At 60.2% G+C, this 14,742-nt stretch carries 12 protein-coding genes and 3 tRNA genes; all 15 read right to left on the bottom strand.

Annotation, left to right across the window (positions count from 1 at the left end):
• The gene (locus QZR14_RS11860) at nucleotides 1-1,236 is read right to left on the bottom strand and encodes a c-type cytochrome (RefSeq protein WP_311996642.1); all 1,236 of its coding nucleotides are present in this window, start codon (nucleotides 1,234-1,236) and stop codon (nucleotides 1-3) included.
• Between the two features lie 2 nt (nucleotides 1,237-1,238).
• On the bottom strand, nucleotides 1,239-1,778 hold the full coding sequence (locus QZR14_RS11855) for a (2Fe-2S)-binding protein (protein WP_038369461.1): 540 nt from the start codon (nucleotides 1,776-1,778) through the stop codon (nucleotides 1,239-1,241).
• On the bottom strand, nucleotides 1,771-4,602 hold the full coding sequence (locus QZR14_RS11850) for a xanthine dehydrogenase family protein molybdopterin-binding subunit (protein ID WP_311996641.1): 2,832 nt from the start codon (nucleotides 4,600-4,602) through the stop codon (nucleotides 1,771-1,773). Before QZR14_RS11850 ends, QZR14_RS11855 begins: the two co-directional genes overlap by 8 nt.
• A gap of 496 nt (nucleotides 4,603-5,098) precedes the next feature.
• A tRNA-Asp gene (locus QZR14_RS11845) sits at nucleotides 5,099-5,175 on the bottom strand.
• A 94-nt stretch (nucleotides 5,176-5,269) separates the two neighbouring features.
• Nucleotides 5,270-5,346 (bottom strand) — tRNA-Asp (locus QZR14_RS11840).
• A gap of 56 nt (nucleotides 5,347-5,402) precedes the next feature.
• Nucleotides 5,403-5,478, bottom strand: a tRNA-Val gene (locus QZR14_RS11835).
• A 183-nt stretch (nucleotides 5,479-5,661) separates the two neighbouring features.
• Nucleotides 5,662-6,438: an SDR family oxidoreductase gene (locus tag QZR14_RS11830; protein WP_250607269.1), complete on the bottom strand. Its 777-nt coding sequence runs from the start codon at nucleotides 6,436-6,438 to the stop codon at nucleotides 5,662-5,664.
• Nucleotides 6,435-7,646 (bottom strand): O-succinylhomoserine sulfhydrylase, encoded by a 1,212-nt coding sequence (locus QZR14_RS11825; RefSeq protein WP_093432099.1) that lies wholly within the window; start codon nucleotides 7,644-7,646, stop codon nucleotides 6,435-6,437. The genes QZR14_RS11830 and QZR14_RS11825 overlap by 4 nt, the downstream gene beginning before the upstream one ends.
• A gap of 73 nt (nucleotides 7,647-7,719) precedes the next feature.
• Nucleotides 7,720-9,225: an amidophosphoribosyltransferase gene (gene purF / locus QZR14_RS11820; protein ID WP_003226416.1), complete on the bottom strand. Its 1,506-nt coding sequence runs from the start codon at nucleotides 9,223-9,225 to the stop codon at nucleotides 7,720-7,722.
• A 41-nt stretch (nucleotides 9,226-9,266) separates the two neighbouring features.
• Nucleotides 9,267-9,827, bottom strand: a complete 561-nt coding sequence (locus QZR14_RS11815; protein ID WP_007913461.1) for a CvpA family protein — start codon at nucleotides 9,825-9,827, stop codon at nucleotides 9,267-9,269.
• Nucleotides 9,828-9,925: 98 nt separating this feature from the next.
• Nucleotides 9,926-10,582 carry an SPOR domain-containing protein gene (locus QZR14_RS11810; protein WP_311996640.1) on the bottom strand — a complete coding sequence of 219 codons (657 nt, stop codon included), beginning with the start codon at nucleotides 10,580-10,582 and terminating at the stop codon, nucleotides 9,926-9,928.
• Nucleotides 10,566-11,873 carry a bifunctional tetrahydrofolate synthase/dihydrofolate synthase gene (gene folC / locus QZR14_RS11805; protein WP_311996639.1) on the bottom strand — a complete coding sequence of 436 codons (1,308 nt, stop codon included), beginning with the start codon at nucleotides 11,871-11,873 and terminating at the stop codon, nucleotides 10,566-10,568. The genes QZR14_RS11810 and folC overlap by 17 nt, the downstream gene beginning before the upstream one ends.
• Nucleotides 11,870-12,790: an acetyl-CoA carboxylase, carboxyltransferase subunit beta gene (gene accD, locus QZR14_RS11800; RefSeq protein WP_123448656.1), complete on the bottom strand. Its 921-nt coding sequence runs from the start codon at nucleotides 12,788-12,790 to the stop codon at nucleotides 11,870-11,872. The genes folC and accD overlap by 4 nt, the downstream gene beginning before the upstream one ends.
• A 204-nt stretch (nucleotides 12,791-12,994) precedes the next feature.
• A complete protein-coding gene (locus QZR14_RS11795) occupies nucleotides 12,995-13,621 on the bottom strand; it encodes a phosphoribosylanthranilate isomerase (RefSeq protein WP_311996638.1) in 627 nt (208 codons plus the stop codon).
• Nucleotides 13,622-13,686: 65 nt separating this feature from the next.
• Nucleotides 13,687-14,511, bottom strand: a complete 825-nt coding sequence (truA, locus tag QZR14_RS11790) for a tRNA pseudouridine(38-40) synthase TruA (RefSeq protein ID WP_311996721.1) — start codon at nucleotides 14,509-14,511, stop codon at nucleotides 13,687-13,689.
• Nucleotides 14,512-14,742 lie beyond the last annotated feature (231 nt).

Here is a 14,742-nt window from a genome sequence, read left to right as displayed (position 1 = left end):
TCAGTGCGCCTTGTGTTCGATGGACGGTGCGTCGGCTTGCAGCTTTTGCACTTCGCTCACCGCCAGCTCGGCGGACTGACCGCCCCAGCCTTGACGCAGGTAGTTAAGCAGATCGGTCAGTTGCTCAGGACTGAGCTTGCCAGCGAAGCCCGGCATCGGCTGCATGTGCTCGAAACCGGAGAACTTCTGCTCGCCGATACCATCCTCGATCACGCGCAACAGGTTGCGTGGGTCTTCCAGACGCAACGTGGTGTTGCCGCGCATGGCCACGGCGATGTGCGGTTTGCCTTCGCCACCCGCAGCATGGCAACCGGCGCAGACATTCAGGTACTCCTGACGACCGCGCTGGGCACTGGCGCTGAGCTGCTCTAACGGTACTTCAACCAGCGCTTTGGCTGCCGGCGGCTTGTCGCCGAGCAGGAACGTCGCCATCGCCGCCAGATCGGTATCGCTCAGACCTTGAGTGCTGTTGTGGAACACCGGGAACATCTCGTTGAACATCGTCCCCTGCGCGCTCATGCCATGTTTGAGGAACGTACCCAGATCCTGCTCGTTCCAGCCGCGCGCGGCCAGATCAGTGGCCAGCAGACTCGGTGCCAAGTACCCATTGAGGATGCCACCGGTGAGGCGTTTATCCAGCTGCATCGCGCCCGGAAGGCCACGCGGTGTGTGGCATTCGCCGCAGTGACCGAGCACCTCAACCATGTACTGGCCGCGCTTCCAGGCTTCGCTTTTGCCTTCGGCCGGATCCAGCTTCAGTGCTTTGCCGTACATCATGTTCCAGCCGATCAGGCCCAGACGCACATTGAACGGGAAGCTCAGGCTGGTGACCGGTGCTGCGCGCTCAATCGGCTCGATGGTTTTCAGGTACGCATGGATCGCATCCGAATCTTCACGCGGCATCAGGTGATACGAGGTGTACGGCATCGCCGGATACAGGTTCGCGCCGTCACGACGCTTGCCTTCAGTCAGCGCAGCGAAGAACTCGTCATCGTTGTACAAACCGATGCCGTGCTCTTTGCTCGGAGTGATATTGGTGCCGTAGATCGTGCCGAACGGCGACACGATTGGCAAACCGCCGGCAAATGGCGCGCCACCTGGTGCGGTGTGGCAGGCCATGCAATCGGCGGCACGAGCGAGATACTCGCCACGCTTGACCTGATCATCAGCGTGAGCAAACAGCACCGGCGCAGCGAGGCCAACCGCCAGGGTGAGGCGGGTCAGAAAAAGCTTCATGCTTAACCCTCCTTGACCAGGCCGAGATCGGTCAGCACGTTGCGGGTGGCGTTGTAGTAACGCACGTACCCGGTGCAACGGCAGACGTGATGGCCGAGGCTGTCCTCGATGACTTGTTCAAGCTTGCTTTGCACGGTCGGCTGGCGCTGCAGCTTCTCGACCAACACCGTCGCGGCGTTGACGAAGCCCGGCGCGCAGTAGCTGCACTGGAAGGCGAACTCGTCGACGAAACGCTGCTGGATCGGGTTCAGCTCGGTGACCTGACCCGATTCGTCGCGCTTGGCGTGCGATTCGATGGTGCGGACTTTCTTGCCTTCGAAGTAGTGCGCGCCGGTGATGCAGGTGCGCACTTCTTCGCTGGTGCCGTCCGGGTTATCGACGATCACCACGCAAGCGTGGCAGATGCCCTGGCCGCAGCCCAGACGCGAACCGGTGAGGTTCTTGTATTCGTGCAGGTAGTCGATCATTGGCAGGTCATCAGGGATGTCCACCGGGCCGACGGATTGACCGTTGAGGGTCAGTTGAAGCGGACGGTTAGCCATTGAGGGCCTCCTTGATGCGCGCAGCAGTGATTGGCAGGTCGCGAACACGTTTACCGATGGCGTGCGCCACGGCGTTTCCGATGGCACCGACGATCGGGATCATCACCACTTCGGCGATACCTTTGGACGGATCGCTTGGCGACAGCGGCGGCAGGATCTCCGCAGTCTGTTTCCACACGGCAACGTGACGGGCCATCGGCAGACGGTAACGGTTGAAGTTCCAGTCGCCCTCCCCCGGTCCACCTTCATACAGCGGCATTTCTTCCATCAAGGCGTGGCCGATGCCCATGGCGATACCGCCTTCGAGCTGGCCCTTGACCAGTTCTTCGACCAACACCCGACCGCACTCGACCCACGAATGGTGGTTGAGCACTTCGACTTCCGCCGAGCCTTTGTTGACCTTCAGTTCGACCAGCGTGGCGACCGGGCTGTAGTAGGTCACGGCGGCGTTGTTCAGTTGAACCACCGGGTAATTGATGTTCTGGCGATCGAGCAGGTGAAAACCCGCCGTGGTCATCAGCGCTTTCTTCGCCTTCGGCGCGCCATCGCCATATTTCACCGCCAGACCGTCGAGCGGCAGACGCTCGCGCACGCCGTCGATGCTGTATTCGGCTTCGGCCCAGCTCCAGCGGTTAAACGCGTGAACGGTAGCGCCAGTCACCAGACCACGCTCGTGAGCGTGCTTGGCCAGCTCTTCGAAACTCAACGGCTGCATGCCGTTGGCCGTGAGCTTGCCGTCGACCCAATGCGCATCTTCGCGACGTACGACGTAAGGGTTGGCTTGACCGCCATAAGGGCCCTGACGCCAGATCTCCATGGCGGCTGGCCACAAACCGTTGTTGAACAGCACGCGCGCCGCTTCACGGGTAGCGTGGCTGAAGTAGTAAGCGGAGTTGGTCGCCGACGAGGCTGAAGCCAGTTTGCCGACCCAACGCGGGTTGCGCAGCAGATTGTCCTGCTCGGCCTGGCTCATGATGTAAGGGTTGCCGCTGGTGATCAGCTGCATTTCCTTCCATTCGGTTTCGCCAGTCTTCACTTCGTGTGCCGGACTGCCGAGGAAATCGGCCACCACCAGGGCTTGCGAGGTGGACATGCCGGTGCCGATCTCGATGCCGATATGGCGCAGGGTAATGCGACCGTCAGCAGTGAATTCGATGCTGGCCATCGGCGCTTCGGAACCGGTGCCGAAGTCTTTCTGGCAAATGGCAAAACCAACGCCGTACCAGTTGTCCGGGTCGGCCGCTTCGCGCTGCTTCTTGATCGCATCGCGGTTTTTCCAGACTTCGTGCACCGAAGCCTTGTCGAGGATTTCGTGCAGGCGCAAAGCACCGGCCGGGATCGCGCCCTGAGTGTTTTTCATGCCGGAACGCAGCGCGTTCTTGCGACGCAGGTCGATCGCATCGACACCGAGGCGATTGGCGATTTCGTCGACCATCATTTCGGTCGCCGCCATGCTTTGCAGGGTGCCGTAGCCACGCATGGAACCCGCCTCCACACCACGCGAGTGGTAAGCGGTGACCTGCAGATCGTTCTGCGGCATGTAGTAGATCGATTGCGCCGCCGTGGCACCCACCGCAGCGACGGATGGGCTGTAGTTGATTCGGCCGCCACCGTCGACGCTCATTTCGGCGCGGAAAATCTTGAAGGTGTAGTCGTTCTTGTCCACGGCCAACTGGTAGCGGATGTCGAACGGGTGGCGCTTGATGCCGCTCTGGAACTGCTCGTAGCGGTCATTCGCCAGACGCACCGGCACACCCGCGCCATACAGCGCCGCGAGGGCTGCGTAGTAGACGAAGATGTTGTGATCTTTGGAACCGTAACCAACGGTGTAACCCGGGTGCATGTTCAGGTTGTCGAGGCCGAAACGCGACGGCGCGATCATTTTCGCGGTCTCGGTTGCGGCTTCCAGCGGGCACTGGGTCGCCACGACAAAATGCAGGGTCTTGGTTTTCGGGTCGTACCAGCCATTGCCGTTGTCCGGTTCCATAGCGGCCGGCTCGATCGACGGGGTCTTGTAGCGCTCGTCGAAGACCAGCCAGTTGTCCGGCGGCGTATCGATCTCTTGCTTCATGCGGTCGGCGTAGAACAGGCCGCGCTCGGTCAGGTTGCCGTGCAGGTTCGGCTGGGAATTCCACACTGGACGACGGTTCTTCAACATCGGGAACAGGATCGAGTCTTTGAGGCTGGCGAACTCGTCTTCGTCGGCCGATGTCGCGCCGCCCACACGTACGTAGCGGAAGCTGCCATACGGATCGCCTTCGTAGAACGGCACTTTGGCACCGTAACGAATCGCTTTGTCATTGAATTTGAGTTTGTTCTTGGCCTGGCGGAAACGCTCGAAGTCGTTCCAGATCAGGATCGCTACCGGGTGACCGATGAACATCGGCACTTTGCCTTCCGGCAGCAATGGGTCTGGGGCATGCTCTTCGGGGAAGACGATGCCATCCTTGTCCAGATCGGCGGCGGTGACGATGCGGTCAGGCTGCAAGTCAGCGCCGAGCCACGACAGGTCGTAGCCGTCGTAGATACGGTCAGCCTTGATGGTTTTGAGCAACATGGCATGGCCCTGTTGTTCAGGCCAGCCCGGCATGTCCTTGGAACGGATGTCGCGGGCAAAGACTTTGCTGCCGCAGACCTTGGACAGTGCATCGTTGCGCTGACGCGCCTTGCCGTTGTTGCCGAGCCATTTCTCGGACGGCACGGTGACGCTGGTTTCCATCAAGGCAGCCAGCGCCTGACTGCTGAGCGGCGTGAGCGTGACGCTCACACCCGCCACCAGCCCGCCCTGAAGGAACGAGCGCCGGGATATATCACGGTTGGACATGGATCATCCTCTGGGCGGTTATGTGTCCGCCCTTCTGGTTATCTACTGGGGAATCTCGAGTCTTGCAGAAGCCCTTTTTGGCTAAACAAAGGGCGTGTTGACAGTGCAAAGCTGACCGAAAGGTTAACTTTAAAGGTTTCTGAGCTCCCAGCAAACAACCAGTTACGAAAATTTGACTAAAGAATCAAAAAATCAATGCGACGTGAGACCGCAGCAGATTACCGAACCAATAGATATCCCCCCCTGTGGGAGCGAGCCTGCTCGCGAAGGCGTACTGTCAGCCAGCACATTATTAGCTGACACACCGCTTTCGCGAGCAGGCTCGCTCCCACATGGGATTTGCTTTGGATTCGGGGATAGGGAGGAAAAAGAAAAGTAGCCAAATTTGAGACACAAAAAACCCCGGTCTTTCGACCAGGGTCTTTGCTATCGACTCCGAATCAGCCAATGGCTGTTTTCGGTGCTTCAAGGCGTTCAGTGGTCCTTGAAGCAGATATGGCGCAGCGGACGGGACTCGAACCCGCGACCCCCGGCGTGACAGGCCGGTATTCTAACCGACTGAACTACCGCTGCGTATCGCTTTGAGCTTGCGCTCTAGTAACTCGTTTTGACTGCTGGCTTCGGTGCCTTGCAATCGCGAACCAGACACTGCCTGACTCGTAAAATATGGCGCAGCGGACGGGACTCGAACCCGCGACCCCCGGCGTGACAGGCCGGTATTCTAACCGACTGAACTACCGCTGCGCGTCGGTGCAGGCACTTTCAGCCTACGCTCTTGCTTACGCAAGTCTCTCGGGGAGTGGTGGGTGATGACGGGATCGAACCGCCGACATTCTGCTTGTAAGGCAGACGCTCTCCCAGCTGAGCTAATCACCCGTTTGCATCTCCGAGGCCGCGAAATTTACGCAGGTAGCGAACCTAAGTCAATAGCAGGATTGAAGTTTTTTTCAAAAACAGTTTTTAGCGGCAAGTCTCAAGCTGCAAGCAAAAGCATAAACATCTAAAGCAGATACACCGTGATCTCGCCTCAACTTGCAGCTCGACGCTTGCAGCTGCCTCTCACTGCTCGTAAATCATCTTTTTCGTCATGCCACCGTCGACGACAAATTCCTGCCCGGTAACAAACCCGGCATTCCTCGACAGCAGCCAGGCAACCATCGCCGCGACGTCCTCGACCGTCCCTACCCTGCCTGCTGGATGCTGAGCATGATCGGCTTCGGCCAATGGCTCGGCGCGACGTGCAGAAGGATCGCGGGCATCGATCCAGCCCGGGCTGACCGCGTTGACGCGAATCTCCGGCCCCAGACTGATCGCCAATGCATGCGTAAGCGCCAGCAAGCCGCCCTTGCTCGCCGCATAAGCCTCGGTATCAGGTTCTGATTGTCCGGCACGGGTCGACGCCAGATTGACGATCGAACCGTTGTGCGCACGCAGATACGGCGCACAATGCTTGGCCAGCAGCATTGGACCACTGAGGTTCACCGCCAACACACGATTCCAGTAAGCCAGGTCGAGGCTTTCCAGGGTGATGTTGTGCGGATCCGCGACCGCCGCGTTGCACACCAGCGCATCAAGACGCCCAAACTGACCCAGCACTTCAGCCACGCCGAGCGCCACCTGGCTTTCCTCGGCAACGTCCATGGCAATGAACCAGGCGTTTTCACCCAGCACCTTCGCCACTTTCGAACCGCGCGCCCGATCCAGATCGGTCAGCACGACTTGCCAGCCCTCGCTGATCAGCCAGGCAGCAATGCCCAGACCGATACCGCGCGCGGCACCCGTGACCAACGCAACGCGGCCATGGGTACCTCCTGTCGGCGTAGACAACTCGATCACAACGCAGCCAGACCGCGCGCCAGGTCGGCTTGCAGGTCAGCGACGTCTTCCAGACCCACCGCAATGCGGATCAGGCTGTCACGAATGCCCGCCGCTTCACGCTCTTGCGGCGCCAGACGGCCGTGAGAGGTGGTGCTTGGGTGTGTAATCGTGGTCTTGCTGTCGCCGAGGTTGGCGGTAATCGAAATCAGTCGGGTCGCATCGATGAAGCGCCACGCGCCCTCTTTGCCACCTTTGACCTCAAAACTCACCACCGCACCGAAGCCCTTCTGCTGACGCTGGGCCAACTCGTGCTGCGGATGGCTCTTCAAACCGGCGTAATGGACTTTTTCGATACCGTCCTGCTGCTCCAGCCACTCGGCCAGCGCCTGAGCATTCGCGCAGTGCGCTTTCATGCGCAGGTTCAGGGTTTCCAGACCTTTGAGGAAGATCCAAGCGTTGAACGGGCTCAGGGTCGGCCCGGCGGTGCGCAGGAAGCCGACGACTTCTTTCATCTGCTCGCTGCGGCCAGCCACCACGCCGCCCATGCATCGGCCCTGGCCATCGATGAACTTGGTCGCCGAGTGCACGACGATGTCCGCGCCCATTTTCAGTGGCTGCTGCAATGCCGGGGTGCAGAAGCAGTTGTCGACCACCAGCATCGCGCCTTTGGCGTGTGCGATTTCAGCCAGTGCGGTGATGTCGACCAGCTCGGCCAACGGGTTGGACGGCGACTCGACAAAGAGCAGTTTGGTGTTGGATTTGATTGCCGCATCCCAACCCGACAGGTCAGCCAAAGGCACGTAATCGACTTCCACACCGAAACGCTTGAAGTACTTCTCGAACAGACTGATGGTCGACCCGAAGACACTGCGCGAAACCAGCACATGATCGCCAGCGCTGCACAAGCTCATCACCACCGCCATGATGGCGGCCATGCCGGTTGCGGTCGCAACGGCTTGCTCGGCGCCCTCCAGCGCAGCGATGCGCTCTTCAAACGCGCGCACGGTCGGGTTGGTGTAACGCGAGTAAACGTTGCCCGGCACTTCCCCGGCAAAACGCGCGGCTGCGTCGGCAGCGGTGCGGAACACGTAGCTGGAGGTGAAGAACATTGGATCACCGTGCTCGCCTTCCGGCGTCCGGTGCTGACCGGCACGTACGGCCAGGGTATCGAACGCTACGCCTTCGAGGTCGCTGTCCAGCCGACCGGCATCCCATTCCTGACTCATGCTGTCACTCCTTGCCCTGTTCTCGAAAATTGAAAGTCAGATACAAAACCGGCCCCTCAGGGCCGGTGATAACTCAGTTGTTGTACAGATCGATGATCGCACTGACCGCCTGGGTCTTGACCTTCGAGGCATCGTTGCGTGCCTGCTCGATCTTGTCCAGGTAAGCCTCGTCGACGTCACCGGTAACATACTTGCCGTCGAACACCGCGCAATCGAAATTCTCGATCTTGATCTTGCCGCCGCCAACCGCTTCGATCAAGTCAGGCAAGTCCTGATAGATCAGCCAGTCAGCGCCGATCAGATCCGCCACGTCCTGAGTCGAACGGTTGTGTGCGATCAGTTCGTGCGCGCTCGGCATGTCGATGCCGTAGACGTTCGGGAAGCGTACTGCTGGCGCCGCCGAGCAGAAGTAGACGTTTTTCGCGCCGGCTTCGCGGGCCATCTGGATGATCTGCTTGCAAGTCGTGCCGCGTACGATCGAGTCGTCGACCAGCATCACGTTCTTGCCGCGGAACTCCAGCTCGATGGCATTGAGCTTCTGGCGAACCGACTTCTTGCGTGCAGCCTGGCCCGGCATGATGAAGGTACGACCGATGTACCGGTTCTTGACGAACCCTTCGCGGAATTTCACGCCCAGGTGGTTCGCCAGTTCCAGTGCCGCGGTACGGCTGGTGTCCGGAATCGGGATGACCACGTCGATGTCGTGCTCTGGACGCTCGCGCAGAATCTTCTCGGCAAGCTTCTCACCCATGCGCAGACGGGCCTTGTAGACCGACACGCCGTCGATGATCGAGTCCGGACGCGCCAGGTAGACGTGTTCGAAGATGCACGGGGTCAGGGACGGGTTGGTCGCGCACTGACGGGTGTGCAGCTTGCCGTCTTCAGTGATGTAGACCGCTTCGCCCGGGGCCAGGTCGCGAATCAGGGTGAAACCGAGCACGTCCAGCGAGACGCTTTCCGAGGCGATCATGTACTCGACGCCTTCGTCGGTGTGACGCTGGCCGAACACGATCGGACGAATGCCGTGCGGGTCGCGGAAACCGACGATGCCGTAACCGGTGATCATGGCCACTACCGCGTAACCACCGACGCAACGGTTGTGCACGTCGGTCACGGCGGCAAACACGTCTTCTTCGGTCGGTTGCAGCTTGCCGCGCTGGGCCAGCTCGTGGGCGAACACGTTCAGCAGCACTTCCGAGTCGGAACTGGTGTTGACGTGACGCAGATCGGATTCGTAGATCTCTTTGGCCAACTGCTCAACGTTGGTCAGGTTACCGTTGTGCGCCAGAGTGATGCCGTAAGGCGAGTTGACGTAAAACGGCTGGGCTTCGGCCGAAGTCGAGCTGCCCGCGGTCGGGTAACGGACGTGGCCGATACCCATATGGCCGACCAGGCGCTGCATGTGACGCTGCTGAAACACGTCACGCACCAGGCCATTGTCCTTGCGCAGGAACAACCGGCCATCATGGCTGGTCACGATACCGGCAGCGTCCTGGCCGCGGTGCTGGAGCACGGTTAGCGCGTCATACAGCGCCTGATTGACGTTCGACTTACCGACGATACCGACGATGCCACACATGCGACGCAACCCCTACTTAATGGATCTGAACTGAACAACACTCACTGAGGCGTTTTCGCCGACGGCAAGAGTTGCTCCTTGAACGGAATATCAGCGGGTACGCTGATTCCGCTGGCAAGCCACTGACTGCTCCACCCGAGAATCAGGTTTTTGGACCAATCAGCGACCAATAGAAACTTTGGCACGAGCTGTGATTCTTTCCACCACCCGTCCTGCTGTACCGGCCCCAGGCTCAACAGCCCGACCGCCACGACCACCAGCAACACGCCACGCGCAGCGCCGAAGGCCATGCCGAGGAATCGATCGGTCCCGGACAACCCGGTGACGCGAACCAACTCGCCGATAAGATAATTGATCATTGCGCCCACGATCAGTGTGGCGACAAACATGATGGCACAGCCCGCGATCACGCGAGCCGATGGGGTTTCGATGTATCCGGCGAGGTACTCGGACAATGAGCCACCGAACATCCAGGCGACGACTCCTGCGATGATCCAGGTCACCAGCGATAATGCTTCCTTGACGAAGCCGCGGCTCAAACTGATCAAAGCGGAGATGGCGATGATTGCAACGATCGCCCAGTCAACCCAGGTAAATGGCACAGTGCAGCCTACAGACGGATAAGGCGGCGCATTTTAGCAGAGCGCATGCCTCTCGGTAAGCTGCGATTGTCAGTGCATTTCAATCGAGGCGATAGTTTTTAACCGCGCTCTGGCTGGAAGCGCACTACAAAGCCCTTGAGGTTCTGCTGACGACTCAACAGATCACGCAGACGATCGGCTTCGGCGCGCTCGATCAGCGGCCCGACGAACACCCGGTTCTTGCCATCAGCCGAGCGGATGTAGGCGTTATAGCCTTGGCTGCGCAGGGTTTTCTGCAGGCTTTCGGCGCTGGCACGACTCGACAGACTGGCCAGCTGCACCGACCAGCTCACTGACAGACCGTTGGCATCGACGCGGCTTTGCGTGGTGTCAGGCTTGGTCGATGCCGAGGAAATAGGCTGCGCAGGTGCAGGAATCGGCTTGGCCACCGCTGGCGGCGCGGCGGGCTTGGCAATCAAGATCGGAGCTGTCGGTGCCGGCGCTGGCGCAACCGGTGCAGCAGGCGCGGTGTCTTCGGCGACTTCTTCATCGGTCGGCACCGGCTCTTGTGGCAAGACTTGCGGCTCGGGAACGGCCACGGTTTCCATCTGCACTTGCGGCACGACAGGCGCTTGCGGCGCGGCGGGTGCTTCGACCGTCACTTGACGCTGCTCGTCCTGACGGGAAAACAGCATCGGTAGAAAAATCACCGCCAGCGCGACCAGCACCAAAGCGCCAACCATGCGCTGCTTGTACGCTTTATCCAGCAAAGCCATTTGCCGCTTCCTCCGTGGAGCGCCGGGCCAACCATTCAAGGGCCTCGGCGACACAATAAAATGATCCGAACAACAGAATCTCGTCGTCGCTTGTAGCCACTGCGCACTGCCCTTCCAGGGCCGCGGCGACACTGTCGTAAGACGTGACCGCAGCGCCAAGGTTCTGCAATGCAGCGTTTAATTCAGCCACCGGACGGGCACGCGGCGAATCCAGTGGGGCAACGGCCCAATGCTCGACACTAGCATTCAATTCGCTGACAACACCATCCAGATCCTTGTCGGCCAACAGGCCGAATACCGCCAGACGCTTGCCGACCGGTGGCCGCGCAGCCAAGCGGCGGGCCAGATACTCGGCGGCATGCGGGTTGTGGCCAACATCCAGCAACAGATTCAGGCGCTTGCCGTTCCACTCGAACGAACGGCGATCCAGTCGACCGACCACGCGAGTCGACTGCAAGGCGGCGACAATCTGCGATGCATTCCACGGCAAACCGAGCAACAGATAAGCCTGCAACGCCAGCGCGGCGTTCTCCATCGGCAGATCGAGCAACGGCAAGTCGTGCAATTCGACAGCCTGACCCTGCGCATCGGTGCCGCGCCATTGCCAGTGCTGATCGGTAATGCCGAGGTCAAAATCACGTCCGCGCAGGAAAAACGGACAGGCCAGTTCACGCGCCTTGTCGAGCAACGGTTGCGGCGGATTCAGGTCGCCGCACAGGGCAGGCTTGCCCTGGCGGAAGATCCCGGCCTTCTCGAAGGCCACGGATTCGCGGGTATCCCCCAGATAATCAGCGTGATCGACGCCGATGCTGGTAACCAGGGCGATATCGGCATCAACCACATTGACCGTGTCCAGACGCCCGCCCAGACCGACCTCCAGCACCACCGCATCAAGCCCGGCCTGCTGAAACAGCCAGAACGCCGCGAGGGTGCCCATTTCGAAGTAAGTCAGGGAAGTGTCGCCGCGCCCGGCCTCGACTGCAGCAAAGGCTTCGCACAGCTGCGCGTCAGTGGCTTCGACGCCATTGAGCTGCACCCGCTCGTTGTAACGCAGCAGGTGCGGAGAATTGTAGACACCGACGCTCAGGCCCTGCGCCCGCAGCAATGAAGCCACGAATGCGCAGGTCGAACCCTTGCCGTTGGTGCCGGTGACCGTGATCACCCGAGGCGCCGGCTGGCCCAGCCCCATGCGGGACGCTACCTGTTGTGAACGCTCCAGCCCCATGTCGATGGCCGAAGGATGCAACTGCTCAAGGTAGGCGAGCCATTCGCCAAGGGTGCGCTCGGTCATAGGCCAGCAGGGACCGGTGGTACCACGATCGGCTCGATTGGCGCGGCGACGAATTTCGGCGTCGGTTTGCCAGTCATTTGTGCCAGCAGGTTACCCAGACGCGGGCGCAGTTCCTGACGGTGGATGATCATGTCGATTGCACCGTGTTCCAGCAGGAATTCGCTGCGCTGGAAGCCTTCCGGCAGTTTTTCACGCACGGTTTGTTCGATAACACGCGGACCGGCGAAGCCGATCAGGGCTTTCGGCTCACCGACGATGACGTCGCCGAGCATTGCCAGACTTGCGGAAACACCGCCGTAAACCGGGTCGGTCAGTACGGAGATGAACGGAATACCTTCTTCACGCAGACGCGCCAGCACGGCCGAGGTCTTGGCCATCTGCATCAGCGAGATCAGCGCTTCCTGCATGCGTGCACCACCGGAGGCAGCGAAGCAGATCATCGGGCAGCGGTTTTCCAGCGCATAGTTGGCGGCGCGGACGAAGCGCTCACCGACGATGGCGCCCATGGAACCGCCCATGAAGTTGAATTCGAACGCGGAAACCACCACCGGCATGCCCAGCAAGGTGCCACTGACGGAGATCAGCGCGTCTTTTTCGCCGGTCTGCTTCTGTGCAGCGGTCAGGCGATCCTTGTATTTCTTGCCGTCGCGGAATTTCAGACGGTCAACCGGCTCCAGATCGGCGCCCAGTTCGTTGCGACCTTCGGCATCGAGGAAGATGTCGATGCGCGCACGTGCGCCGATGCGCATGTGGTGGTTGCATTTAGGGCAAACGTCCAGGGTCTTTTCCAGCTCCGGACGATACAGCACCGCCTCGCAAGACGGGCATTTGTGCCACAGACCTTCAGGGACCGAGCTCTTCTTGACCTCGGAACGCATGATCGAAGGGATCAGTTTGTCTACTAACCAGTTGCTCATGCTTTCTTTCTCCAGTACCGGCGGCCCGAACGCTCTGGTTCGCAGCCCCGCGTATGCCCTTCAGCTAAATTCATGTGTGTGGCGATGATTGGTGGACAGCCACGGTCAGCGCGAAACATGACCTGCGTGCGATCCAGAAACCCTCAGCCGCGCCTGCTTTGTGCAAGTGCATTGATGGACGGCGGCAGACTGCCAGCCGTCACATCAATATGGCGCTTTGCGTACCGCGTTGATGAACGCTCGAATCTTTGCGTGATCCTTGATGCCCTTGCTTGCCTCTACCCCGCCGCTGACATCAACCGCGTACGGTTTCACCCGAGCCACGGCCTCTGCGACGTTTTCGGGCGTCAAGCCACCGGCCAGGATCAACGGCTTGCGCAAACCCTGAGGAATCAAAGACCAGTCGAACGCCTCGCCGGTTCCGCCAGGCACGCCCTCAACATACGTGTCGAGCAGCACGCCACTGGCACTCGGATAGGCATCCACCGCTGCTGCGATGTCATCACCCGCCTTGACCCGCAGTGCCTTGATATACGGGCGATGCCAGCTTTCACAGTCTTCAGCGACTTCATCGCCGTGGAACTGCAGCAGATCCAGCGGCACCGCGTCGAGGATTTCCCCCAACTCGCAGCGGCTGGCGTTAACGAACAACCCCACAGTGGTGACAAATGGCGGCAACGCTTTGATGATTGCCCGCGCATGCTGCACGGTGACCGCACGCGGACTCTTGGCATAGAACACGAACCCGATCGCATCTGCCCCGGCCTCAACGGCGGCCAGCGCATCTTCTATGCGGGTAATCCCGCAGATCTTGCTGCGAACGGCTGACATATCGAGAAAAACTCCGAGGCAAAAACCGGGAAAGTCCCGGATGGTAACAAAAGCGTTCGAGGGCGTCAGCCGTCAAGTTCGGAGAATCCCGTAAGGAAATGTGGCCCGATAAAACGCTCGGGCAACGGGAATTCATCGTGGTACTCGACCTGCACCAGGTACAGTCCGTACGGATGCGCCGTCACGCCACCGGAACGGCGCTCGCGACTCTCCAGCACTTCCTTCATCCACTCCACGGGCCGCTCGCCCGCGCCGATGGTCATCAGCACGCCAGCGATATTGCGCACCATGTGATGCAGAAACGCGTTGGCGCGAATATCGAGCACGATCATCTTGCCGTGACGGGTCACGCGCAGGTGATGCATCTTCTTGATCGGCGACTTGGCCTGGCACTGGCCGGCGCGAAACGCACTGAAATCGTGAGTACCGATCAGATACTGCGCGGCCTCGGCCATGCGCTCGACATCCAGCGGGCGGTGGTTCCAGGTGATTTCTTCATTGAGGTGCGCGGGGCGGATCTGATCGTTGTAGATCACATAGCGATAGCGTCGGGCGATGGCTTTGAAGCGCGCATGGAAATGCGCTGGCATCACCCGCGCCCAACTGACGCTGATGTCATGGGGCAGATTGATGTTGGCGCCCATGACCCAGGCTTTCAGCGAACGATCGACGGTCGTATCGAAATGCACCACTTGCCCGCAGGCATGTACGCCTGCGTCGGTGCGCCCGGCGCACTGCAAGGAGACCGGCGAGTTGGCGACTTTCGACAGGGCTTTTTCGAGCTCTTCCTGCACCGTCGCCACCCCCGTAAACTGACGCTGCCAGCCGCTGTAGCGCGAGCCTTTGTACTCAACGCCCAGCGCGACGCGGTAAAAGCCCTCGGGGGCCATTTCGGCGGCCGGGTTATCTATGTTTGCCAAGGTGGGACAGCCTGCTGTTTGTGCAAAGGCGGGCATTATAAGGCTGTGGTTCAGGGATGCCAGAGTTCTCTATTGGCAGTTCTGGTCCTATCGCGAGCAGGCTCACTCCTACAGGGGAACGCATTCCAACATGCAGGAGTGAGCCTGCTCGCGATAGCAATCCTTCAAACACCACTGGATCCGGCCCAAACAAAAACGGCA

This window comes from Pseudomonas sp. rhizo66, from assembly GCF_031931925.1.
Lineage (GTDB): Bacteria > Pseudomonadota > Gammaproteobacteria > Pseudomonadales > Pseudomonadaceae > Aquipseudomonas.
Note: the sequence above shows the minus strand (reverse complement) of the source record. Positions and strands in the feature narration are given on the sequence as shown.

Coding starts and splice junctions, on each gene's coding strand:
- QZR14_RS11810 (WP_311996640.1), bottom strand. CDS start 10,582: ATGGCTTTGCTGGATAAAGCGTACAAGCAGCGCATGGTTGGCGCTTTG.
- truA (WP_311996721.1), bottom strand. CDS start 14,511: ATGGCCCCCGAGGGCTTTTACCGCGTCGCGCTGGGCGTTGAGTACAAA.
- accD (WP_123448656.1), bottom strand. CDS start 12,790: ATGAGCAACTGGTTAGTAGACAAACTGATCCCTTCGATCATGCGTTCC.
- folC (WP_311996639.1), bottom strand. CDS start 11,873: ATGACCGAGCGCACCCTTGGCGAATGGCTCGCCTACCTTGAGCAGTTG.
- QZR14_RS11850 (WP_311996641.1), bottom strand. CDS start 4,602: ATGTCCAACCGTGATATATCCCGGCGCTCGTTCCTTCAGGGCGGGCTG.
- QZR14_RS11795 (WP_311996638.1), bottom strand. CDS start 13,621: ATGTCAGCCGTTCGCAGCAAGATCTGCGGGATTACCCGCATAGAAGAT.
- QZR14_RS11855 (WP_038369461.1), bottom strand. CDS start 1,778: ATGGCTAACCGTCCGCTTCAACTGACCCTCAACGGTCAATCCGTCGGC.
- QZR14_RS11860 (WP_311996642.1), bottom strand. CDS start 1,236: ATGAAGCTTTTTCTGACCCGCCTCACCCTGGCGGTTGGCCTCGCTGCG.
- QZR14_RS11825 (WP_093432099.1), bottom strand. CDS start 7,646: ATGAGTCAGGAATGGGATGCCGGTCGGCTGGACAGCGACCTCGAAGGC.
- purF (WP_003226416.1), bottom strand. CDS start 9,225: ATGTGTGGCATCGTCGGTATCGTCGGTAAGTCGAACGTCAATCAGGCG.